This window comes from Janthinobacterium sp. GW823-FHT06H09, assembly GCF_058794735.1.
Window position 1 is genome coordinate 343,675 of the sequence record NZ_JBXAHC010000006.1, and the last position, 22,808, is coordinate 366,482.

Sequence of the window (22,808 nt, forward strand, 5' to 3'; positions counted from 1 at the left end):
TGAAGGAATTGTTTGTTTTTAATCGGAAAGATTAATTCTTCGTGATCATTCTGACTGCTTATATTTTCTTTCAATAATTTGTTATTTGATAGTCATTATTGGCTTTTTTAAAAAATTGTATGGCAGTATTCGGCATATGGTTTTTTTATTAACTGGATGATTCCGGGAGCCCGTGTGCAAAGTCAAATGATTCGCCAACAAAAAACAATGTTTCACCATCGCCGAAGCGGTATACCGTTCTTGCCGAGGAAAATGGCGCATGCCATGCTCGGCATGTTTTGCCTGCTTGCCTCTACCGCGATGGCGCAATTGCCAGCGCCGATCAAGCAAGGCCATCCGCGGCTATTCCTGAATCAAGCCAGTTTCGATGCGCTGAAACCGCAATTGCCAAATCTGCCGGCCGCATTCCCAGCCGCAGGCGGCAGCATCAGCCTGGAGCTGTTCGCCGGGCGCAAGGATCCGCTCGATAGCGTCAACCAGCCGATTTTTGGCGAATTCAGTCCGAGCCGCAACGGCTTTTTTATCCGCCACGTCGATTCCTACGATAGCCCGGCCGGCGCGGCGGGGGAAAGCCTCGGTTTCCAGGTCGGTTTCCAGGTCAATGGACTGGACCAGTATCTGTCTGTCGCCAGGATCGATTTGAAACCCGATGTCTGGTCGAACATCCAGTTGTCATGGAACAGCCAGACCCATAAAGTTGACTTGAGAGTCAATGGCGTTGCCGTGCCCATGGGCTGGAGAACGGTCGACGGCACCAGCGCCACGCCACCGATGGAATGGAAGGCGGATGGGCAGATCAGCAGGATAGGCATGCGGCGCAACGAAACCATGCGCAATTTCCGTTTGCTCGATGGCGCTGGCCATGAATTGTGGCAAGCACCGGCGATGGATGCTTTGCTCAACAAGGCCTGGTACGGCTTCATGGAGCGTGTCGACGGACGGGTGAGCACGCTTCAAGCCTGCCCGCTGATTCCCCCTGCCAGCGGCGTGCCGGAGCTGTGCAACGTGGCCACTGGCAGCCGCGGCACGATTTATGAAACTGCGCAGATGCTGGCCATGGCCTACCGCCTGACTGGCAATGCGAAATATCTGAATGGCGCCCTGAATTACCTCGACAAGCTGCTGGTGACGCCCCCCGTGGCCGGCGGCGAGTGGTCGTCGGGCGGGCGCGTCGGCGCCATGGGCATCCTGTACGACTGGCTGTTTGCCGAAACGGGCGCGCGCGCCGTGCCCGACGCCGTGGGTTTCGGCACCTACCGCGACCTGACGGCGCAGCGAATCAAGGAAACGATCGCCGCCGATACGGGCCAGGGGCACGAGAATCTGTTTGTCTCGATGTGCGGCTATCAGCAGTTGTATATCACCAGCACTAGTTTTGATTGCAAAAAAAAGCCCGTGTATGAACAGTGGGACCGCAGCGAATCGAAGCCGTCCATCGCCGGTTTCTATATCAGCGGCCACCCGTTCAGCGCCGTCAATAATGTCACCGTTGGCTTGCTGGCCATCGTCGACGAGCATCCGGAAGTGTTGCCGATGATTGAAACGTCGTATGCGCACTACGAAAAGGGTTTTCTTGCTGCACGCGCTCTTATTTCGGTCGACGGCGGCCATCATATGGGCTTTGCCTATGGCGTATCGAGCATTCCCGAGCGCCTGCTCCTGTGGCGCAGCGCGCTGGAAAGTACGGGGACGGCGCCCCTGTTGCAGGCCGACTGGCAAGCCAGGCTGATCTATCCGTATATCTACGGCTTGCGCCATGACGGCAGCTTTCCCGCCAGCGGCGACAATTTCACGACGCCGCTCGGCAGCACATTGATCGGGCAGCTGGCGCTGGGCGCGGTGACGGATACGGCCGATGGCGTGGCCGGGAAGTTTTATCGCGAGCATGTCGTGGCGTCGCGCAGCGCGCACGATGCCTTGATACTGGAACGGCTGTTGTGGCCCGTTCAACTGCCGGCGGCGCCCTTGGAATCGCTGGAACTGTCGCGCCATTTCCGGACGTCGGGCCAGGTGCTGATGCGCGATAGCTGGGACTATGCGAATGCCACGTTATTGGAATTCAAATCGACGTCCTTTATCGCGGAAAATCACCAGCACTTCGACCAGAACAGTTTTTCGCTCAATTACAAGGCTCCGCTGCTGCTCGACACGGGTTTGTATGAAGAATATGGCAGCAGCCATTGGTGGAATTACTATACGCGCAGCATAGCCCACAACACCTTGCTGGTATTCGATCCGAGCGAACGCTTTACGCGCGGCACCAACGAATACAGCAATGATGGCGGCCAATGGTTCTATGCGCCGAGACAGGGCTATCCGACGATCGAGGAAATCAGCCCTGCTGGCCCGAACGCGCTCGACGGCATCATCCGTTACGAAAATACGCCGCAGTACACCTACACCAGCGGCAATGCAAGCAAGGCCTATGCGTCCAGCAAGCTCGATATGGCCAACGGTTTTGTGCGCAACGTGCTGTTCCTGCGCTCGCCATCGTTCTGGGGCAAGCCGGTCACTGTCGTCTTCGATAGCGTGCGCAGCAAGCAGGCCTTGCCGGCCACGTTCCTGCTGCACACGGCAAATGATCCCGTATCGGGCGCGCCGGGCGTGACGGCGCTGGGCAATGGCCAGTACCAGCTGGGCTACAAGGCCGGCCAGGAGCGCATCGCCACCATTCGCAATGGCGGCGGTATGCTGACGGTGCAGACGATCCTGCCGCTCAATGCCAGCGTGCGCAAGGTGGGCGGTGCGCAGGAGGGGGGCAATGGCTGCGCGCAGACCGATCTCGAAACTGGTGCTGTTGCCGGCAACGGCGCCGATTGCCGCTTCACTGTGCGCCGGCGCCAGGCCGATGGCAGTTACCTGTGGCGCAATCAGACGCCGCTGGTCAGCAAGCAGCAATCGTCGACCAGCGATGTCGGCGCCTGGCGCCTGGAAGTGGCGGCGCCCGCGGCGCCCGCCCTGAACGCGCCCGAGTACTTCCTGCATGTGCTGGCCGTTGCCGACAATGACGGCGGCACGGGGCCGGCCGCTGCGCCGAGCGCCATACGCCTGCAGGCGGCAGCCAACACGGAGGCACTGCTGCTGGGCGGGCAGTTGCACGCCTTGTTCAACCGCGAAGTGGCGCCCGCCGCCCGCATGGACTGGGTCTCTACCCAAGCCGGCGGCGCCATCCTGGCGACAGGACTGAAACCGGGCGCGCACTACGCGTTGACGTCGGCACCGGCGGCCGGCGGCTACGCCTGGAGCCTGGCCGAAGCGGCCGATGGCGCAGGAACGTATCTGAGCTCGGACCAGGGCGTGCTCAGCATCGAGTAAGCCGCTTGCCTGGTGGCCGGGTCAAGCCTGAGCGTCTTTTTTAGGCTTGGCCCGCAAGCTGGCCGCCGCCTCGCCGATGGCGAACGGGTCGCGCGACAAAATGGCGGCGCCCAGGTCGACCAGCCGTGCCGCCGCACCGATGGCGGCTTTCACGTCGGCGATGCGCTTGAGCTGCGACTTGCCCTTGGCGATGGCGCCCTCGATGTCGACGCGCGCCTGCTCCGCGCCTTCGGCCGTCAGGTAAATGCCGTACGCGCGGAACAGCGCGACCATCTGGTCCAGGTGATTTTCATATTGTTCCAGCAGCGCGCGCTCGTCCGGCGCCAGCGCCTCGCGTTCGCGGATGCGCAATTCCAGCACCAGGCTCGACGCCTGCGCCAGGCTGTCGGCGATGGCGTAGCTTTGGTCTTTCGTCAGTTCGCTCAGTTCGGTCAGTGGGGCCATGGGATACTCCTGTGTGCGCGCCGCTTACCAGCGGGCGGGGGCATAGAACGCCGCTTGCCGCTGCAGCGTGTCGACGTCGCGTGAAAATTGCGCCAGCTGCCGCTCCAGTTCCGGCGCCTGCAGGCGGTCGAAATTGGCCCGCAGCGCGGCCACGCTCGCTTGCAGCGCGTCGACGGCGGCGACATACGCGGCGACGATCTTTTCCCTTTCCTGCAACTGCCGGCCTTCCAGGTGCAAGCGCGTGCGGATGTAGTTGGCGGCCAGCGGTTCGCGCGGCGCGGCGTTATCGACGGCGCCGCGCAGCAGATCCAGGTCGCGCAATTCATCCTGCAAGCCGGCCCGGTAACTGCGTTGCGCATACTCCTTGAGCGCATTGCTGACGATATCGACGGCTTCCTGCTCGTCGAGCAATTCGCGCAAGGCCGATTTCTGCCGGCGCTGCGTGGCCAGCCGGCTCAGATGCTCGCTCAGTTTGACGACCTTGGCCAGCTTGTCCGCATCGAGCAGGGGCGCGCCGGCGCCCGGCTGCGCGAGACCGCCCAGCGCATCGCCCAGGCCGGAAAACTCTTCCTTGTAGACGGGCAGCTTGTCATCGGCCAGCGCCGCCATGGTCTGGGCATAGCGCAGCAGGACGTCGTTCAGGCTGGCGATCGACGCGCTGGCTTGCGCGATCGCGGCGCAATCGGCGCGCGCCGCCTGTTCGCTCGCTTGCGCATCGAAACGCTCGGCCAGGATCAGACGCTTGCGCATGGCCTTGTCCATGCAGCTGCGGACGCCGCCTGCCAGCATGGGTTCGAAGTGCAGCGACACCTTTTGCGTCTGTTCGGCGAAGCTGCGCACGGGCGCCAGGTTGGCGGCGCAGCCGCCCAGCAGCAGGCTGGCGCTGGCGCAAAGAAGCAGGGTGGAAATGGACGAGTTCGACGGGCGCTGCATATGGCCTCCATGCGGTAGCAGTGGCTGACGGGGCCGGCGCACACGCGCTGGCATGGCCGACGTTAGCATGCTGAGCAATGGCGGTATTGCGTCAGATCAGCTCGCTGTGAAGTCGCCTGGCGGCCCCGCATCGGTGGCAGCACCGTTGCCAAATGGTGCAGTGTGTTCCAATTTGCCTCATATTTTCCTTACAAAAGACTGACATCGGGCCAGCAATTGGCTCTTTTCTGCATGTTGCGACGCGTCATATGTAGTTGTTGCTGGTGCATGTTTACTCACCTACAATGATTTATCGATGGGGCGGTTATCCAGCGTACGACAATAAAAATAAGTGGCATTTAAAACGTTGTAGCAGAGGAGATGACAATGAATTTGAAACAGAAATTGCTCGTGGCAAGTTTGGTTTTGGGTTTCTCGCAGGCGGCAGTCGCAGCCGACCCCATCAAGATCGGCGTGTCCGGACCGTTTACGGGCGGTTCCGCGCCGATGGGCGTGTCGATGCGCGACGGCGTCAAGCTGGCCGTCGCGGAAATCAATGCCAAGGGTGGCGTACTGGGCCGTTCCTTGCTGCTGATCGAGCGCGATGACGAAGCGAAGAACGAACGCGGCGTGCAGATCGCCCAGGAACTGATCAACAAGGAAAAGGTCGCCGCCACGGTCGGCTACATCAACACGGGCGTGGCCCTCGCTTCGCAGCGCTTCTACCAGGAAGCGAAAATTCCCGTCATGAACAATGTGGCGACGGGCTCCATCGTCACCAAGCAATTCGCCGACCAGCCGGAAAACTACATCTTCCGCAATGCGGCCAATGACACGATCCAGTCCGGCATGATCGTGCATGAAGCGATCGAGAACCGCAAGTTCAAGAAAGTGGCGATCCTGGCCGATTCCACCAACTATGGCCAGCTGGGCCGTGAAGACCTGGAAAAGGCGCTCGACAAGAAGGGTATCAAGCCCGTTGTCGTTGAAAAATACAACATCAAGGACGTCGACATGACGGCCCAGCTGCTGAAAGCCAAGCAGGCGGGGGCGGAAGTCGTGCTGACCTACGGCATCGGCCCGGAACTGGCGCAGATCGCCAACGGCATGGAAAAACTGGGCTGGAAAGTGCCGCTGATCGGCAGCTGGACCCTGGCCATGGGTAACTTCATCGACAACGCGGGCAAGAACGGCAATGGCACGCGCATGCCGCAAACCTTCATCCAGGACGCCAGCACGCCGAAGCGCAAGGCCTTCATCGACGCCTATGTGGCCGCCTACAAGCCGTCGGGCGGACGCATGCCGTCGGCCGTCTCGGCCGCGCAAGGCTACGATTCCATCTACCTGCTGGCCGCCGCCTTCAAGCAGGCGGGCGGCACGGATGGTCCGAAAGTGCGCGCCGCGCTGGAAAACCTGAATGAGAAGGTGGAAGGCGCCGTCACCACCTACAACAAGCCGTTCAGCAAGACCAACCATGAAGCGATCACGGCCGACCTGACGGTCTTCGGCGAAGTCAAGGACGGCAAAGTCGTCCTCGCGAAATAAGCCTGGCAGACCTTCGCCGCGCAGTGGCCAGCCTTGAGGAATCAGGACTGGCCATTTTTTTATCTCCCATCCTTCGGGGAACACCATGGAAATCTTCCTGCAGCTCGTCTTCAGCGGCATCGCGCTGGGCATGATCTATGCCGTCATCGCCTTCGGCTACCAGCTGACCTTTGCCACGTCCGGCACCCTCAACTTCGGCCAGGGCGAATCGCTGATGCTGGGCGCGCTCGTGGGCCTGTCGCTGGTGGGCACCATCCACGGCGGCCCCTACATGAGCTACCTGCTGATGATCCCCATCGTCATCGTCTTCGGCGCCTTGCAGGGCGTGTTCGTCGAATGGATAGGCGTGCGGCCCGCCATCAAGATCAAGTCCGAATTCGGCTGGATCATGTCCACCATCGCGCTGGCCATCATTTTCAAGAACGTGGCGGAAAACATCTGGGGCAAGGATGACCTGATGTTCCCGTCGCCGCTGTCGGCCGCGCCGTTCCAGGTGTTCGGCGCCAACGTGCAGCAGATGCAGGTGGCCGTCATCGTCGGCGCGCTGGCCATCATGCTGGCCGTCGAAGTATTCAACCGCAAATCGATCTACGGCAAGGCCGTCGTGGCGACGGCCAACGACCGCGACGCGGCCGGTTTGATGGGCATCAACACGGGCATGGTCATCACCTTTTCCTATGCGCTGTCGTCGGCCACGGCCGCCTTTGCGGGCGTGCTGGTGGCACCGCTGACCTTGACGGGGGCCACCATGGGCGCCTCGCTGGGCTTGAAAGCGTTTGCCGTGGCCATCATCGGCGGCCTGACGTCGGGCGTGGGCGCCATCGTCGGCGGCCTGATCCTGGGCATCGCGGAAACGACCACCGGCTACTACATTTCCACCGGCTACAAGGAAGTGCCCGGCCTGCTGCTGTTGCTGCTGGTACTGGCCGTCAAGCCGTCCGGCCTGTTCGGCAAAGCCGCGATCAAGAAAGTCTGAGGACCACATGCACAAGAAAATCACCATGCTGGCGCTGAGCGCGGCGGGCCTGGCCGCGCTCGCGCTGTTCCCCATCGTCATCCCGAACCCGTACTACATCCACCTGGCCGAGACCATCCTGATCTACGCCATTCTGCTGTTCGGCCTCGATATCGTCGTCGGCTACACGGGGCAGGTGTCGCTCGGTCACGCGGGCCTGTTCGGCATCGGTTCATATGCCACGGGCGTGCTGGTGTTCAAGCTGGGCGTGTCGTTCTGGCTGGCCATCCCCGCCAGTATCGCCGGCGCGGCCCTGTTCGGCGCCATCCTGGCCTTGCCGGCCCTGCGCGTGACGGGGCCCTACCTGGCCATGGTGACCCTGGCCTTCGGCACCATCGTGCAAATCCTGATCAACGAGATGAGCTTCCTGACGGAAGGGCCGATGGGCATCAAGATCCACAAACCCGTCCTGTTCGGCCACAAACTGACGGAAGTGGAGTACTACTACATGGTCGCCGCGCTGCTGGTAATCTCGCTGGTGGTGGTGCACCGCATCCTGAAGTCGAACCTGGGACGGGCGTTCGAAGCGCTGCGCGACAGCCCCATCGCCTCGGACTGCATGGGCGTGTCCGTCTACCGCTACAAGGTGTATGCGTTCGTCATCAGCGCCGGTTTCGCGGGCCTGGCCGGCAGCCTGTATGCGTATTCGGAAGAGTATATTTCGCCCAATACCTACAACTTCGAGCTGACGATATTGTTCCTGCTGGCCGTCATCATGGGCGGACGCAAGACGCGTTCGGGCGCGCTGATCGGCGCCCTGATCGTCGTCATGCTGCCCAGTCTCTTGTCGGACATCGAATTGTTCCGCAAGATCGCTGTGTCCGCCGCCGTGCTGGGCGTGATCGGCTCCGCCTTCATGCTGGCGAAAAAACGCTCCACCGTGCGCGGCGTGCTCGTGCCCCTGGCGGCCACCATCGGCCTGGCCGCGTTTTCCTACAAGCTGGAAAACATGGTCGACTGGCGTTTGACCATCTTCGGCCTGATGACCTTGTTTGTCGTGTACTACCTGCAGGACGGCATCGTCGGCTTTTTGATGAGCTTTATCGGCAAGGGCCGGCGCCATGTGCAGGCCGTCGCTTCGCACGGCGTGGCGCCGTTCGACCACGCGCAGGGCGGGCAGCAGGGCGCGACCCTGCTGCGCGTGGACCAGGCGCTGATGCAGTTCGGCGGCCTGAAAGCGCTGAACCAGGTGGACCTGAACGTCACGCAAGGCTCCGTGCACGGCTTGATCGGGCCGAACGGCTCGGGCAAGAGCACGATGATGAACGTGCTGACGGGGATCTACAAGCCGACGGCGGGCAAGGTGGAATTTGCGGGCGCCGTCATTTCCGGGCGTACGCCGTCCGAAATCGCGCTGGGCGGCGTGGCGCGCACCTTCCAGAACGTGCAGCTGTTCGGCGAGATGACGGCCACCGAGAACGTGCTGGTGGGCTTGCACAATACGTTCAAGTCGAATGTGCTGGACGTGATGCTGCATACGCCGCGCTACAAGCGCGAAGAGACGGCCGCGCGCGAGCGGGCCGCCAGCATCCTCGAATTCGTGGGCCTGGCCGACCTGGCCAATGAAGAGGCGCGCAATCTGCCGTATGGCAAGCAGCGCTTGCTGGAAATCGGCCGCGCGCTGGGCCTCAACCCGCGTCTGCTGCTGCTCGACGAGCCGGCGGCGGGCCTGACGGCGCCCGACATCAAGGAACTGATGGCCATCATCCGCAAGATCCGTGAGCATGGCATTACCATCATCCTGATCGAGCACCACATGGACGTGGTGATGGCCCTGTCGGACGTGGTGACGGTGCTCGATTTCGGCCAGAAGATCGCCGAAGGCGCACCCGCGCTTGTCCAAAGCGATCCGAAAGTGATCGAAGCCTACCTGGGCGGCAGCGCCGACACCCTGAGCCCTGCGGCGCACTGAGAGGAAGACCATGCTGACCATTCACAATCTGCACGCCGCCTACGGCAAAGTCGAAGTCCTGCACGGCATTTCGCTCGAAGTCCCGAAGGGCAAGCTGGTGACCCTGATCGGCTCGAACGGCGCCGGCAAGACCACCACCATGCGCGCCATTTCCGGCATGCTCAAACCCAAATCGGGCAGCGTCACCTTGGGCGGCAAGGATGTCACGGGGCTCGATTCGCACCGCATCGCGCGCGCCGGCCTGGCCCATTCGCCGGAAGGGCGGCGCGTGTTCGCCTCGATGTCGGTGACGGACAACCTGTTGCTGGGCGCCTTCCCCCGCTTTACGCGCGCGCGCCCGAAAGGCGACATCAAGGGCGACCTGGACAAGGCCCTGGAGCTGTTCCCGCGCCTGAAGGAGCGGCGCGACCAGCTGGCCGGCACCTTGTCGGGCGGCGAGCAGCAGATGCTGGCCATGGCCCGCGCCGTGATGCTGAACCCGGAAGTGATCCTGCTGGACGAGCCGTCGATGGGCCTGGCGCCCATCCTGGTCGAAGAAGTCTTCCGCATCATCACGCGATTGAAGGCCGAAGGCGTGACCATGCTGCTGGTCGAGCAATTCGCCGCCGCCGCCCTGAACGTGGCCGATTACGGCTACGTGCTGGAAAACGGCAGCATTTCCGTGCACGGGCCGGCCGAGAGCCTGAAAACCGACCCGAAGGTGATCGCGGCGTATCTGGGGGGCGGGCACTGAGGCAAGTTGAGAATGCGCTGACAATGCGCTTGCTGCGCATTGTCAAACTTGCCGCGCTGCGCCTGTTGTTCGAGCGCAGCCTTTAGTGCTTGGTCGGCTTTTCCTGCTGCACCAGAATGAACGGGCTGACGACGACGGCCCACAGGGACGCATCGGCCGCCTGCCAGTCCAGCGCCTGCTGGTCCGATACCTTGGCGACCTTGCCGTCGACCATCCATTGCGTGATGGTGGCCTTGTCGTCGTGCGAGATGCGCACGGCCACTTCGACCAGGTCCAGCTCGTTGGCGATCCAGACGACATTGCCTTGGGCGAAGTGCTTTTCCAGTTCGCTCCAGGCCAGGCGGGCCGTTTCGCTGTTTACTTTGAGGCGCAGTTCGGTGTCTTTTTCAGGATTGGTTTGCATGTGAGATCAAGTTGCGGTGAGTCGGGTGCCGATGCGCGCGGTTTATTTGCCTGGCAAGGCTTCCACGTGCGGCGTCGGCGTACCCTGCCATGTTAACCGATAGGCGACGCCCTTGCGAACATTGCCCACCAGGGCAGGGCGGAAGCAGGCCAGGTTGGTGCCGCTGGCGTGCCGCACGCTGGGGAAGATCACGCCCATGGAACCGGCCTCGAGCAGGATGGCGGCCAGGTCTTGCGAGGCGATGTAGCTGGCCGGGTCCAGGCAAGCCTGGTAGCGCTCCTGGCCGCGCAGGTCGTGGAAGCTGGCGGAAAAATCGGCCAGCAGCGACTGGTAGCTGACGCTGTCGTCGAAATAGTCGATTTCCTGGTATTCCACGGTCTTGTGGAAAATGATCTCGGCCAGCGCCGTTTTCATGTCGAAGGCGCAATACCAGGCACCCCGTTCGCCATCGTTGAAACGCGCCCCTTCCGGGCGGGCATACGTGTAGGCGGCGTTGATGATGCGAAAGTGCGGCACGCCAAAAACCAGCTCGTCCACGCCAATTCCTGGCGCGCCGCCGTACTCGGCCACCAGGCGCGCGTTGGTGGCGTTATCGAGCTCGAACAGCTCGCGCAGGTGGTCGTCGTCTTCGGCCAGCGGTGCCAGCACGGAATCCTCCATGTCGGCGAAGCGCGACGGGATCAGGCGGCAGGTGTCGATCTGGCGCAAGGCGGCCAGCGGCGGCAGCAGGGAATTCGCGGCGGCCGGCACGATCACAGCCCTCCGCGGCGCGCGTCGAGCAGCTTGCGCACGGTCTGCATGGCCAGCAAGCCGCCGGCCAGCATCTGCGACAGGGGCGTGCGGCCGCCGAAGATGGGGTTCTTGTTGGGCAAACTGACCCATTCGTCGGCCAGCTTGTCGCCGTACAGGATGTGCAAGGCCTTGTAGATGCCCAGCAAATAGGAAATGCGCGTGATGCGGTCCACTTCCAGCACGCGGTCCGGGTGTTTCTTCCACTCGTACCAGGCGCTGCTGGACAGGCCGCCCAGCAATTCGCGCGCATCGTCGTCGCGCAGTTTCCACGCGGCGGCCAGCTTGAAAAACCCCTTCAGTGCCGCTTGCGACAATCGTTCGCGCTCGGCTTTGGCGTTCAGGTCGACGAGCACGGCCGGCTCGAAGCGGCTCTTGGGATAGGCGTAGGCGAGATGCATGATATGTCCTTCAATAAAACTCTATTTAAGGACTATTTATACTCCTTTTTCGGATTCGTTGCAACGGCCGCGCGCATGCAAAACGGGGCGCAGCGGACATGTGTCCCACTGCGCCCCGTTGGCGGGCGACGCTGGTTTATCTTGCCGTGACGGTGATCGGCACCGTCAGTTGCGCCGTCAAGCCGTTATTGTCCAGCGCCACGACCTTCAGCGCATAGCTGCCGGCCACCGGTTGCGGCCAGTAGGCCGTGATGGTCAGGCCGCTCATGGAGAACTGCATGCCCAGCGGCGCGCCGTCGATCGAGATCCGCAGCGAGGTCGCACCTGGCGCCGTCAGCACGATGCTGCCGCTCATGGCCTTGCCGGCCACGCCCGTCATGGCGGCGGCGCTGATCGTGGGGCCGGCGGCGGCGATTTTCACTGTGGCCACGGCCTGGCCCGTCAAGCCCGTTTTCGTATCCTTGGCGATGACGGTCACGTTGTAGCTGCCCAGCACGGGGCTGGCCCAGCTGACGACGCCGGCGGCATTGACGGCCATGCCGGACGGCGCGCCCGACAGGCTGTACGTGACGGGGTTGGGCGCCACCACCGTGGCCGTGAACGACAGGGCCACGCCCGGTTTGCCGCTGACGCTGGACACTGTCACCGCGGGCGGCAGCGGGGCGGCGATGGCCACCGTATAGACGCCTTTGCCGCTCAGGCCAGTCTTGCTGTCCGTGGCCGTCACGGTGACGGCATAGGTGCCGGCCACGGGCGCGGCCCAGCTCACCAGGCCGGCGCTGCTGATGGTCATGCCGGCCGGTGCGCCGGCGAGCGCATAAGTGACGGGATTGGCGGCCGTGACGCTGACATTGAACGTCAGCGCCGTCCCCACCTTGCCCGTGATGGCGCCGGCCGCGACGACGGGCGGCGCGACGGGGGCGATGACGATGCTGTACACGCCCTGGCCGGTCAGGCCGGTGACGCTATCCTTGGCCACCATGGTCACGGCATACGTGCCGGCAATGGGGGCGGCCCAGCTGACCACGCCCGTGGCGGCGATGCTCATGCCGGCCGGTGCGCCCAGCATGGTGTAGCTGAGTGGATTGGAAGCGGTGGCCGAGACGGTGAACGACAGCGGCTTGCCGGCCGCGCCGCTGATGCCGGCCGGCGCCACCACGGGGGCTGTCGGGGCGATCTGCGTGCCCGACAGGCTGGCCAGCAGGTTTTTCACGTTCGGCGTGCCCAGGCCGCCCAGCGGGTCATAGCCGACCCTGGCCGTGCACACGCTGCAGGTGCCGTTGCTGCCGCGCGTGATGTCGGCAAAGCTGCTGGCAAAGGTGCCGGGCACGGTGGCGATCTGGCCGTAGAGCATGCTGTGCGGCAAGCCGAGCGCCGTCTTCGCCTGCAGCGCGCGGCTGGCGTTGGCGATGGCGACGAGGCCGGCCCATTGCGGCGTGGACAGGCTGGTGCCGCCGATGCTGAGCCAGCTTGCGGTGCTGCTGCCCTGTGCCATTACGGCCGTGTACTGGCCCGTGGCGGGGTCGGCATTGAAGGCTACATCGGCCACGTTGCGCCGCAGCAGATTGGTCAGGCCGGGCACGTTTACCGTCTGGTAGCTGGGCAGGGCCGTATAGGCGCTGATGCCGCCGCCCGTGCCGGACCAGGCCGCTTCGCTGCGCGCACCGCTGCCGCTGTAGCTGAGCGTGGTGCCGCCCACGGCCAGCACGTTCGGCGACACGGAGGGCCAGGACACGCCGCTGCCCGAGTCGCCCGTGGCGGCCAGGTAGCTCATGTTCTTGCCCGTGAAGGCGCTGTCGACGGAGGCTGTCCAGCTGCCTTCGGCGGCGCCAAAGCTCATCGATACGACGCCAGGGCCCATCAGGTTGGCCAGACGCACGGCGCCCAGCAGGCTGTTGACGGACGCGTCGGGCGCCTCGATCAGCACGATGCGCGCCAGCGGTGCCGTGGCGTGCGCCCACTGCACGTCGAGCGCGATTTCCATGGCCCAGCCCGAGTTATAGGCGGGCGCGGTGGCCGTCATCGTGCTCGACGGCGTGTTGTAGACGATGGACAATTCGCAGCCGCTCAGTGGTGCTGGCGGCAATGGCAGGGCGGCATTCGTGGCGATGGCTTTGGTGGTGCAGCCGGGCAAGCCGAATTTCTGGTTGAAGATGGCCAGTTCGGCCGCCGCGTTCGGGTTGTGCATGGCATCGACGATGTAGATCGTCTGCCCGGCACCCAGCTGGGCCGCCTGGGCTGGCGTCAGCGCCGTGCCCGCCGCAGGCAGGGCTGGCAAGTCGTAGGCGGCGCGGATTTGCGCGGGAGAGTAGGTCGCCACCACGCTGCTGCCGGCCATCGGCGCGACGGTGTCGCTCGTGCCGCCGGACAGCAACGGCGCGATATTCTGCGCCGCCTGTTCCGCTGCAGCGATCTTTTGCGCCGTCAGGCGCCGCGTGGCCATGTCCGCCATGGCGCGGGGGACGCGCTGCATGTGCGGGCGCCAGTGGGCCGAGCCGCTGCTGTTGGCGTTGTCGCGCCCGTCCGGCGCATCCAGGAGGGCAGGAGCCGCATGGAACATCGGTTGCGCCACCAGCGTGCCGACGCCGGCGGGGATGACGGGTACCTCGACGCTGAACTGTGTCGCGGCCGTGGCGATGGCAGCGGGCGGCGCCGTCGTCTCCTGGCCGGGGCCGCACGCGCCCAGCAGGATGGCGGCCGTGGCGCCCAGCAGCAGGCGCCCGTGGCGGGCATGCGGGGGAATGAATTTTTTCATGGGGAAACTCTCCGAGTTGGGCGAGGGCCACATCTCGACAATGCATCGAGGCTGGTGGCGCGCGTTGGCGGTCCCGGCCCTGCATTGGCAGCCCCGCTGCCATGGCGCTTGCGAGCGGTAGGCCGGTGGCTTTGCGTCCCCGCCTTTCGACGGGTTTGCCCTCAGAACTGATCATGCATCATTGGAAATTACCTGATGTGCTATCAATTCTAGTGAATTTGCCAAATAAGTGTTAACTATTCCCAATCAATATTTTTATTATTGCAATAAAATGTGGCGATTTTGCCCATTGCGGATGGAATCTTGTCAGCTTGATTAAGTTTTAAAAACAGTTTTAAAAACAAGATTATCAAGGGCTTATCGATGCGTGACAGTGTTTTTGTGCAGTAACAGCGGATGCTCTTTTGCTGGTGCAATGAATTTAATGAATTTAATGAATATGTGCTGACCATCGTCAATCCTCGAACACCATGCCCTGATACGGCGCTGCCCGGCAGGCCGCCAGCCGCTGCGCCAGACTGCCCGCATGGATTTCCAGCTGGTGGCCGTCCGGGTCGAGAAAATACAGGGAATCGCCGGCGCTGCTGTTTTGCCGCCATTCCGTCACGCCAGCCGTGCGCAAGCGGGCGGCAAAGGCAGGATAGTCTTCCTGGGAAATGGAAAAGGCATAGTGCGTGTAGCCGCCCGCGCCGATCGCCGCGCCCGCATCCAGCGACAGGCACAGCCACAAATCCCCGGCCGACAGGTAGGCGCCCCTCTCCCAGCGCGCATGCATGCGCAGGCCCAGCGTATCGCGGTAAAAGACGACGCTGCGATCAAGGTCGTGCACGGACAGGGTGAGGTGGTTCAGGCCGGTCAGCATGGTGCGGGATAACTTTCAGGTGGTGTGAATCGCTGTTCCAGCCGTCGCTGTTGTTTGATCCGACATTGTTTCACGTAAACATGAGACATGGCAATAAGACCACAAAATTCGCAACGCCTGACAGAACCGTAGTGAGCGGAAGGGAGAGGCTGTCGAGAAGCGCAACCGTACTTCTAGTACGGTGAGCATCGCAGGCGGCCTATACCGACGCGCAGTAGGTACTGTCAAGTGTCACTACACAGGCTCGGCGTGCTCTACCATCAATTGCACCTTGGTCGTGCCATTGTATTCATTCGCATCAAGCCGGAAGGCGACCCTTGTCCGTTCGCCCAGGGCATCGGTATGGCCGAACCAGATGGCGTCGAAGCGCACGCCGTTCTTTTCCAGCAGCAGTTTCAAATGCCGTTCCTTGAGGATGCGCTGGCTGACGACGCGGAATTCGTCGCAGAAGACGGGCGGGGCGAAGCCCTGGCCCCACACCTGGCCATCCATCAGCTCGATGAAGGCCGTCGTGTAATACGCGTCTTCCAGCGGGCCATCCGTTTCCACCACCCGTTCCAGCTGTTGGGCGCTGAGCCAAGCCTGGCCCACGGCTTCGAAGGCCTGGGAAAAGGCGTCGAAGGCGTCGGCGCGGATGGTCAAGCCCGCCGCCATGGCGTGGCCGCCGAACTTGTCAATCAGGCTAGGCGCCCGTTTCGACACGAGGTCGAGCGCGTCGCGCAAGTGGAAACCGGGAATCGAGCGTCCGGAACCCTTGATCCAGCCGTCGGCACCGGGTGCAAAGGTAATCGTCGGGCGGTAGAATTTTTCCTTCAGGCGCGAAGCGACGATGCCGATCACGCCCTGGTGCCAGGATTCGTCAAACACGCTGATGGTGCTGCTGTTGGCCGGCTCGAAATCGTCGAGGTGCAGCAGGGCCGTATCTTGCATTTCCGCCTCGATTTCGCGGCGTTTCAGGTTGATGTCGTTCAATTGCTGCGCCAGCGCCCAGGCGCGGCCTTCGTCGTCCGTGATCAGGCATTCGATGCCCAGCGACATGTCTTGCAGGCGGCCGGCCGCATTCAGGCGCGGTCCCAGGGCAAAGCCCAGGTCGAACGGCGTGGCGCTGCGCGCTTCGCGGCCCGCCACGCGAAAGAGCGCCGCCACGCCCGCGTGCATATTGCCCTTGCGCATGCGTTTCAAGCCTTGCGCGACGAGGATGCGGTTGTTGGTATCGAGGCGCACCACGTCGGCCACCGTGCCCAGCGCCACCAGGTCGAGCAGGTTGTCGAGCTTGGGTTGCGTCTGCGCATCAAAGATGCCGCGTCGGCGCAGCTCGGCCCGCAGGGCCAGCAGGACGTAGAACACGACGCCGACGCCGGCCAGATGTTTACTGGGAAAACCGCAGGCAGGCTGGTTCGGGTTGACGATGACGGCCGCGTCGGGCAGGGTGTCGGCCGGCAAGTGGTGGTCGGTGACGACGACCTGCATGCCGCGCCGGTTCGCTTCGGCCACGCCATCGATGCTGGCGATGCCGTTGTCGACGGTGATGATGATGTCGGGCGATTTTTCGCGCGCCGTCAGTTCGACGATTTCCGGCGTCAGGCCGTAGCCGTATTCAAAACGGTTGGGCACGATGAAATCGACGTCGGCGCCCATGGCGCGCAAGCCGCGGATGGCCACGGCGCAGGCCGTGGCGCCGTCGCAATCGTAGTCGGCCACGATGACCATGCGTTTCTTGGCGGCGATGGCATCGGCCAGGAAGACGCCGGCCGCGCCGATGTGCAGCAAGCCGGAAGGCGGCATCAGGGCCGCCAGTTCGCTCGACAGTTCTGCCGCGTCGGACAGGCCGCGCGAGGCGTACAGGCGGGCCAGCACGGGGTGGATGCCTCCCTGGCGCAGCAATTCGGATTCGCGGTAAGGGCAGGGACGGGTGGCGATGCGGGTACGGGTCATGATGCTTTCAACTTGTTCAGGGTAATGGCGCGCCAGAATTTACGCTGCGCATGCTTGCTGGTAGTGACGTCCAGCCAGGCGTCGCGGTGGGTCAGCACCAGGCGCAGCTGGCCCAGGCGGCCATCTTTCAAGGCCGCCAGCAGGGGCGCGAACCAGTCTGCTTCCAGCGCTTGCAATTGCTGCAGCCACATGCCCCATTCCTGGGCCTGCGCCGCTTCGGTCAAGCCGCCCAGCACGACGATCGTGTCGGATTGGTCCGCCAGCACACTGTTTGGACTGGCATCGCGGCGTGCCGGTTCCGCCAGCGCGGCCAGCCAGCCCGGTGCATTCTGCGTATGCAGGCTGGCCGCGCAGCGCGCAGCCTCCACTGTTGCCACGCTCCCGCCCCAGATCCAGAACGCATTGATGGCTTTCAGGCCCCGTTCTTCGCGCGCCGCATTGACGGGGTGTTCATGCCACAGCATCTGCACTTCGTTCTGCAGGCGGCGCGCGGCGCGCGCGTGCTCGCCTTCCGGCATCCAGACGGACAGGTCTTGCGTGGTGGCGGCGTCCGGCGTGGCGCACTGCAAGTCGGACCAGCCGTCGGCGCGCATGAACCAGGTGCCCGCGTCGCCATACGCGAGCGGCTGGCCGATCTCGTCGAAATACGGGGCAGCGATGTCGAACAGGGCGCGCCCATCGGTCTCGTTCAGCTTGAGCTGGCGCAAGTCTTCCAGGCTGATATGGCTGCGGGCAATGGCCAGGTGGGCCGGATGCAGCAGGAAGTAGCGTGCGCCCGGTTCCGGCACGAGGCCGTAGCCGCGCATGGCCCGGGCGGCAAAGGCCGCCTGCGCCGCCGCGCCGTTGGGCGCGGGCGACAGGTCCAGGGCGTGCGCCAGCCACGCTTCATGCGGCAGCAAGCGGTTGGCGTTGTCAAAAGTTTCTAAATTGCAAGTGGAGGTGCGCGACAGCAGCGCTGCCAGCGCGGGCGCCTGCAAGACCTTGAGCAGGTCGGCAGCCAGTTCGGCGTTGGGCAAGGCGAAGGGCAAGACGAGGGTAAGTTGATTCATCCCGAGATTGTAGGCGATAGCGGCGGCGTGCGAGTAGGGCGCATGTGTTTTCGCCTCGATCGTTGCCACAGATTGGCGCGGGCAAGCCAGCCGCCTTGCACATTAAAAATATCAATAAAACATCTTCATTATTTAAATTTTATCTTTGTCATCGGAAAATGATTCTCTTTTGAAAAGATAGTGGATATAATTGCGCTAACTTAATATCAGAAAGACAATCACCCCCTGCTGCGTGGTTGCGTCGTCTGGCTCCTGTGTCCCTCGAAATTGTATACAAGATCTGCCGGCTTCATTTTTAAACAAGTCCCTTCTTGGAAGCCCACTTATGTATACATTCGCCGCTTTGCGCGGCCAGGCTGATCGCGCCCTGGCCCCTCGTACTTCCGCTCCTGCTGCCGCCGTGGCATGCCGTCAGGAGGCCGCATGACTACCTACAACCTGTCGACCACGGTCCACGTCTGCGAAGACATCAACAAGAATTTCGATATCCGCGATCTGCTGATCCAGGCCGGCTACTCGGTGCAAGGCGAACTGAACATCAAGAATTTCACCGTGCTGTTGCCTGACGATACGGAATCGACCGAGAACACACCGCTGTTCGGTATGCTCGATGCGGACACCGTGTATGTGCGTCCCGGCGACTGGGCCGCCAACTACAACGGCAGCTTTTCGACCATCGAAGTGACGATCGACAAGGGCAATGGCGATATCGTCCAGCTGAGCCTGCAAGTCATCATCGACCCCGTCAACGACGCGCCGGACGCGGCCGATAAGACGTTTACATTGCTCAATGGAAACAACGTGGTGCTCAGCGAAGGCGATTTCGGCTTCCACGACGACGTCGAGCACGACGGTTTCAAGTCCATCGTCATCACGAATACCACCACGGCGGGCCAGGTCCTGTTGAATGGCGTAGCCGTGGCGGTGGGCACGGAAGTATCGATCGACGACATCCGCGCGGGCCACCTGGTTTTCGTGCCGAGCCAGACCGTGGCCGGCGACTTCGACCTCGGTTTCAAGGTGCGCGATGACGGCGGCACGGCCGGCTGCAATGCGCAAGACCTGAGTCTGGCGCCCCATTACCTGACCTTCAAGGTGCCGATGGCCCACCTGGGCGACTTCGTCTGGGAAGACAAGAATGCCAACGGCGTGCAGGACGCGGGCGAGGCGGGCATCGCCAATGTGGTCGTGCAATTGAAGGATACGGCCGGCAATGTAGTCGCCTCCACCACGACGGACGCCAGCGGCGGCTACCACTTTGACGTCAACCCGGGCACGTATTCCGTGACCGTGGTGGCGCCCGCCGGCTATGTGCCGACGGCAGCCAACCAGGGCGGCGATGCGGGCAAGGACAGCAATATCGATGCCAGCGGCAAGATGGCGCCCGTCACCCTGGCGCCGGGCGAAACCAACCTGACCCTGGACGCGGGCCTGTACCGCACGGCCGAACTGGGCGACCGGGTCTGGTTCGATACCAACAAGAACGGCGTGCAGGATGCGGGCGAAGCGGGTGCGGCCGGCGTGAAAGTGACCTTGCTCGACGCGTCGGGCAACGCCGTCGGCAGCCCTGTGGTGACGGATGCGAACGGCAACTACCTGTTCACGAATTTGAAACCGGGCGCCTACAGCGTGCAATTCGACAAGACCACCTTGCCAGCCGGCTATACCTTCACGGGCCAGGACCAGGGCGGCGACGAGCAGCGCGATTCGGACGCGAATGCCGATGGCAGGACAGCGCAAGTGCTGCTGGCCTCGGGCGACAGCAACCACAGCGTGGATGCGGGCATCGTGGCCTTGCCGGCCACCTTGGGCGACCGCGTGTGGCATGACAGCAACGCCAACGGCATCCAGGATGCGGGCGAGTCCGGCATCGGCGGCGTTACCGTGCAGCTGAAAAATGCGGCCGGCAGCGTGATCGGCTCGACCCTGACGGACGCCACCGGCTATTACAACTTCAATGTCGATCCCGGCACGTACTCGATCGCCGTCGTCGCCCCCGCTGGCTATTTGACTACCGTCAAGGATGCGGGCAGCAGCGACGCGCTCGACAGCGACATCAACACGCTGGGCAACAGCGGCCAGGTGACGGTCGCCGCGGGCCAGAACTACAAGGATCTCGATGCCGGCCTGTACAAGACGGCGTCCATCGGCGACCGCGTCTGGTTCGATGCGAACGGCAACGGCACGCAGGATGCGGGCGAGGCGGGCGTCTGTGGCGTGAAAGTCAATCTGTACAACGCGCAAGGCGTCGTCGTGGCCAGCGCCTCCACGGATGCGAACGGCAATTATCTGTTCAGCAACCTGGTGCCAGGCGAATATTACCTGGGCTTCGTGCCGCCGGCCGGCTATGGCTTCACCAAGGCCGATATCGGCGGTTACGCCACGGATTCGGACGTCAATCCGGCCAGCGGCTTCACCACCACATGGGCTAGCTTGAAGTCGGGCGATGTGCAGCTGGACTGGGATGCCGGCCTGGTCAAACTCAACACGGCCTCCATCGGCGACCGCGTGTGGGAAGACAATAACTACAACGGCGTGCAGGATGCGGGCGAGCTGGGCGTGGCGGGCGTGAAAGTCAACCTGCTCAATGCCAGCAACGTGGTCATCGCCTCGACGACGACGAATGCCAGCGGCAACTACCTGTTCAGCGAACTGGCGGCCGGCAGCTACAAGGTGGAAGTCATCCGTCCATCAGGCTTTTATTACACCAAGGCCAATCTGGGCAGCGATACGGCCGATTCCGACGTCGATGTCAGCACGGGGCGCTCGTCCCTGATCAACCTGGCCGCCGGCCAGAACGACATGAGCTGGGATGCGGGCATCTACCGCAAGGCCAGCCTGGGCGACAAGGTGTGGCGCGACGCCGACCATGACGGCGTGCAAGACTACAACGAGGCGGGCATCGCCAACATCAAGGTGCAGTTGTACTCGGGCAGCGGCGTGCTGCTGGCCACCACCTACACGAATGCCAACGGCAATTATCTGTTCAGCAACCTCGATCCGGGCAGCTATTCCCTGAAATTCGACAAGTCGGGCGTGTACCACGCGGGCTACGCCATGGATACGTGGAAATGGGGCGCGAAGAACGTGGGCACGAACGACAATATCGATTCGGATGTCAACAGCAACGGCACGACGTCCAACGTGGTCTACACGGACATATTGAAGCTGGCGTCGGGTCAGAACGACATGAGCTGGGATGCGGCCATCACGCCCATCGTCATCGACCTCAACGGTGACGGCGTGCACACGATCGCCCGCGCCGACTTCCACGGCAGCTTCGACCTGCTGGGCACGGGCAGCGCCATCCAGACGGGCTGGGTCTCGGCGCATGACGGCTTGCTGGCCATCGACAGCAATGGCAATGGCAAGATCGACAACATCTCCGAGTTGTTCGGTGGTAACGAGAAGGGCACGGGCTTCGCCAAGCTGTCCAGCTATGACTCGAACCACGACGGCGTGGTCGATGCGCATGACGACAAGTTCGCCGAGCTGCGCATCTGGCGCGACGCCAACAGCAATGGCGTCACGGACGATGGCGAGCTGATGTCTCTGCACGACGCCGGCGTGGCCAGCCTGGCGGTCAGCTACACGGAACTGCCTTTCCTCGACGCCAACAGCAATCTGCACCTGGAGCGCAGCAGCGCCACCCTGGCCGACGGCAAGACGGTCGACATGACGGACGTGTATTTCAACGTCGATGCCAAGGATGCGGCCGCTGCCGGCGTCACCCTGCCCAGCATGGCCGACCTGCTGCGCGACGACAGCACGCTCGACGTGGTGCTGGGCCAGGATGGCACGGTGACCACCGTCGCCGCCGCGCCGGCCGCCGCCGCAGCCCCTGCCGCGGAAGCCCAGGCCCAGTGCGAAATGGCCGACCTCTTGCGCCGCGCCATGGCTCACGCAACGACCCAGCCCCAGGAAATGGCTGCCTGATGTCCCTTGCCGGGCCATGAGCCTGCCCGGCAATGCCGCACCGGCGCGCCCGTCACGGGGCGCCGGCGCTTTCCACGCTTTTTTCACACTTGATAATCGAAATAGGGAAACCACAATGAAACAATCCATGCACCTGATCGTTCGCGGCGGCATCGCCGCAGCCGCTTTCGCCCTCGCCAGCGGCAGCGCCCTGGCCGCTTCCAACCTGCAAGTCGTCGATTCGCACAGCGTCAGCCTGTTTACGGCTGCTGGCGGCGCCTTCGGCTCGGGCAGCGCCATCTCGCCGACCTTGTGGGAAGTCAAATACGAAAGCAACACCTTCCTGGCGTTCTGCCTCGATCCCCATGTCGCACTGAGCAACACGTCGAACAGCTACAGCAGCGGCGCTTTCGCCGCCAGCGATGCCGTCAAGCGCCTGTATGAAGGGTATTACGCTTCGTCCATCGCGACTGTAGCGACCAGCGCCAACAGCGCCGCCGCCTTCCAGCTGGCCCTGTGGGAATTGAATAACGACAACACGAACCTGCTGACGGGCGACCTGCGCTTCAAAAACCTGAGCAACGCCGTCGTCAGCCAGGCCAACACCATGTTGGGCGTGGCCACGGGCAATGGCGCCATCCAGAACCTGTACAACTACACGAGCTTGACGAGCGTCAACCCCGCTTCGCAAACCCTGCTGGCCGTGTCGCCAGTGCCGGAAGCGCAGACGTGGGCCATGCTGGTCGCGGGCCTGGGCTTGCTGGGCTTCATGGCGCGCCGCCGCAAGGGCGCTTCCGCGCTGACTTAATTATTACTCATTAGT

At 63.2% G+C, this 22,808-nt stretch carries 16 protein-coding genes and 1 riboswitch; of the genes, 7 read left to right on the forward strand and 9 right to left on the reverse strand.

Translation table 11 applies throughout. The features are described from left to right. Positions 1 to 264 precede the first annotated feature (264 nt). Positions 265 to 3,315 carry a heparinase II/III domain-containing protein gene (locus AC1Q6X_RS12710; protein ID WP_492497362.1) on the forward strand — a complete coding sequence of 1,017 codons (3,051 nt, stop codon included), beginning with the start codon at positions 265 to 267 and terminating at the stop codon, positions 3,313 to 3,315. Positions 3,316 to 3,336: 21 nt separating this feature from the next. Here the strand turns inward: AC1Q6X_RS12710 and AC1Q6X_RS12715 are convergent, their stop codons facing one another. Continuing rightward, on the reverse strand, positions 3,337 to 3,759 hold the full coding sequence (locus tag AC1Q6X_RS12715) for a hypothetical protein (RefSeq protein ID WP_492497364.1): 423 nt from the start codon (positions 3,757 to 3,759) through the stop codon (positions 3,337 to 3,339). A gap of 24 nt (positions 3,760 to 3,783) precedes the next feature. Further along, positions 3,784 to 4,692 carry a hypothetical protein gene (locus tag AC1Q6X_RS12720; RefSeq protein WP_409028456.1) on the reverse strand — a complete coding sequence of 303 codons (909 nt, stop codon included), beginning with the start codon at positions 4,690 to 4,692 and terminating at the stop codon, positions 3,784 to 3,786. 366 nt (positions 4,693 to 5,058) lie between these two features. Between AC1Q6X_RS12720 and AC1Q6X_RS12725 the strand changes: the two genes are divergently transcribed. The 4 genes from AC1Q6X_RS12725 to AC1Q6X_RS12740 all read left to right on the forward strand — a co-directional run bounded on the left by AC1Q6X_RS12725 (position 5,059) and on the right by AC1Q6X_RS12740 (position 9,876). Further along, positions 5,059 to 6,216 (forward strand): ABC transporter substrate-binding protein, encoded by a 1,158-nt coding sequence (locus AC1Q6X_RS12725; protein WP_070219975.1) that lies wholly within the window; start codon positions 5,059 to 5,061, stop codon positions 6,214 to 6,216. 85 nt (positions 6,217 to 6,301) lie between these two features. Further along, positions 6,302 to 7,192, forward strand: a complete 891-nt coding sequence (locus AC1Q6X_RS12730) for a branched-chain amino acid ABC transporter permease (RefSeq protein WP_010398938.1) — start codon at positions 6,302 to 6,304, stop codon at positions 7,190 to 7,192. A gap of 7 nt (positions 7,193 to 7,199) precedes the next feature. Beyond that, positions 7,200 to 9,143 carry a branched-chain amino acid ABC transporter ATP-binding protein/permease gene (locus AC1Q6X_RS12735; protein WP_492497367.1) on the forward strand — a complete coding sequence of 648 codons (1,944 nt, stop codon included), beginning with the start codon at positions 7,200 to 7,202 and terminating at the stop codon, positions 9,141 to 9,143. Positions 9,144 to 9,153: 10 nt separating this feature from the next. Further along, the gene (locus AC1Q6X_RS12740) at positions 9,154 to 9,876 is read left to right on the forward strand and encodes an ABC transporter ATP-binding protein (protein ID WP_492497369.1); all 723 of its coding nucleotides are present in this window, start codon (positions 9,154 to 9,156) and stop codon (positions 9,874 to 9,876) included. 82 nt (positions 9,877 to 9,958) lie between these two features. Here AC1Q6X_RS12740 and AC1Q6X_RS12745 read toward each other — a convergent pair whose 3' ends face one another. The 7 genes from AC1Q6X_RS12745 to AC1Q6X_RS12775 all read right to left on the reverse strand — a co-directional run bounded on the left by AC1Q6X_RS12745 (position 9,959) and on the right by AC1Q6X_RS12775 (position 18,070). Further along, positions 9,959 to 10,279 (reverse strand): DUF2288 domain-containing protein, encoded by a 321-nt coding sequence (locus AC1Q6X_RS12745; protein WP_070219983.1) that lies wholly within the window; start codon positions 10,277 to 10,279, stop codon positions 9,959 to 9,961. Positions 10,280 to 10,321: 42 nt separating this feature from the next. Beyond that, the gene (locus AC1Q6X_RS12750; protein ID WP_492497371.1) at positions 10,322 to 11,035 is read right to left on the reverse strand and encodes an RES family NAD+ phosphorylase; all 714 of its coding nucleotides are present in this window, start codon (positions 11,033 to 11,035) and stop codon (positions 10,322 to 10,324) included. After that, a complete protein-coding gene (locus tag AC1Q6X_RS12755; protein WP_070219985.1) occupies positions 11,032 to 11,469 on the reverse strand; it encodes an MbcA/ParS/Xre antitoxin family protein in 438 nt (145 codons plus the stop codon). Before AC1Q6X_RS12755 ends, AC1Q6X_RS12750 begins: the two co-directional genes overlap by 4 nt. Positions 11,470 to 11,605: 136 nt before the next feature. Beyond that, entirely contained in the window at positions 11,606 to 14,224 is a 2,619-nt protein-coding gene (locus tag AC1Q6X_RS12760; protein ID WP_492497374.1) for a S53 family peptidase, read from the reverse strand. Between the two features lie 83 nt (positions 14,225 to 14,307). Then, a riboswitch (cyclic di-GMP riboswitch) is annotated at positions 14,308 to 14,394 on the reverse strand. A gap of 284 nt (positions 14,395 to 14,678) precedes the next feature. Then, positions 14,679 to 15,086, reverse strand: a complete 408-nt coding sequence (gene fos / locus AC1Q6X_RS12765) for a fosfomycin resistance glutathione transferase (RefSeq protein ID WP_070219987.1) — start codon at positions 15,084 to 15,086, stop codon at positions 14,679 to 14,681. A gap of 234 nt (positions 15,087 to 15,320) precedes the next feature. After that, a complete protein-coding gene (gene recJ / locus AC1Q6X_RS12770) occupies positions 15,321 to 17,021 on the reverse strand; it encodes a single-stranded-DNA-specific exonuclease RecJ (protein WP_492497377.1) in 1,701 nt (566 codons plus the stop codon). Then, on the reverse strand, positions 17,018 to 18,070 hold the full coding sequence (locus AC1Q6X_RS12775; protein ID WP_070220024.1) for a hypothetical protein: 1,053 nt from the start codon (positions 18,068 to 18,070) through the stop codon (positions 17,018 to 17,020). The genes recJ and AC1Q6X_RS12775 overlap by 4 nt, the downstream gene beginning before the upstream one ends. Before the next feature lie 423 nt (positions 18,071 to 18,493). Between AC1Q6X_RS12775 and AC1Q6X_RS12780 the strand changes: the two genes are divergently transcribed. Both AC1Q6X_RS12780 and AC1Q6X_RS12785 read left to right on the forward strand, forming a co-directional pair. Then, positions 18,494 to 22,006, forward strand: a complete 3,513-nt coding sequence (locus tag AC1Q6X_RS12780) for an SdrD B-like domain-containing protein (RefSeq protein WP_492497380.1) — start codon at positions 18,494 to 18,496, stop codon at positions 22,004 to 22,006. A 115-nt stretch (positions 22,007 to 22,121) separates the two neighbouring features. Further along, complete coding sequence (locus tag AC1Q6X_RS12785; protein ID WP_492497382.1) at positions 22,122 to 22,793, forward strand: thioester domain-containing protein; 672 nt, start codon at positions 22,122 to 22,124, stop codon at positions 22,791 to 22,793. Positions 22,794 to 22,808: the final 15 nt, after the last annotated feature.

Bases quoted from the DNA above. Each gene is read 5' to 3' on its own strand.
- AC1Q6X_RS12710 (WP_492497362.1), top strand. From the start codon at position 265: ATGCTCGGCATGTTTTGCCTGCTTGCCTCTACCGCGATGGCGCAATTG.
- AC1Q6X_RS12715 (WP_492497364.1), bottom strand. From the start codon at position 3,759: ATGGCCCCACTGACCGAACTGAGCGAACTGACGAAAGACCAAAGCTAC.
- AC1Q6X_RS12720 (WP_409028456.1), bottom strand. From the start codon at position 4,692: ATGCAGCGCCCGTCGAACTCGTCCATTTCCACCCTGCTTCTTTGCGCC.
- AC1Q6X_RS12725 (WP_070219975.1), top strand. From the start codon at position 5,059: ATGAATTTGAAACAGAAATTGCTCGTGGCAAGTTTGGTTTTGGGTTTC.
- AC1Q6X_RS12730 (WP_010398938.1), top strand. From the start codon at position 6,302: ATGGAAATCTTCCTGCAGCTCGTCTTCAGCGGCATCGCGCTGGGCATG.
- AC1Q6X_RS12735 (WP_492497367.1), top strand. From the start codon at position 7,200: ATGCACAAGAAAATCACCATGCTGGCGCTGAGCGCGGCGGGCCTGGCC.
- AC1Q6X_RS12740 (WP_492497369.1), top strand. From the start codon at position 9,154: ATGCTGACCATTCACAATCTGCACGCCGCCTACGGCAAAGTCGAAGTC.
- AC1Q6X_RS12745 (WP_070219983.1), bottom strand. From the start codon at position 10,279: ATGCAAACCAATCCTGAAAAAGACACCGAACTGCGCCTCAAAGTAAAC.
- AC1Q6X_RS12755 (WP_070219985.1), bottom strand. From the start codon at position 11,469: ATGCATCTCGCCTACGCCTATCCCAAGAGCCGCTTCGAGCCGGCCGTG.
- AC1Q6X_RS12760 (WP_492497374.1), bottom strand. From the start codon at position 14,224: ATGAAAAAATTCATTCCCCCGCATGCCCGCCACGGGCGCCTGCTGCTG.
- fos (WP_070219987.1), bottom strand. From the start codon at position 15,086: ATGCTGACCGGCCTGAACCACCTCACCCTGTCCGTGCACGACCTTGAT.
- recJ (WP_492497377.1), bottom strand. From the start codon at position 17,021: ATGACCCGTACCCGCATCGCCACCCGTCCCTGCCCTTACCGCGAATCC.
- AC1Q6X_RS12775 (WP_070220024.1), bottom strand. From the start codon at position 18,070: ATGAATCAACTTACCCTCGTCTTGCCCTTCGCCTTGCCCAACGCCGAA.
- AC1Q6X_RS12780 (WP_492497380.1), top strand. From the start codon at position 18,494: ATGACTACCTACAACCTGTCGACCACGGTCCACGTCTGCGAAGACATC.
- AC1Q6X_RS12785 (WP_492497382.1), top strand. From the start codon at position 22,122: ATGAAACAATCCATGCACCTGATCGTTCGCGGCGGCATCGCCGCAGCC.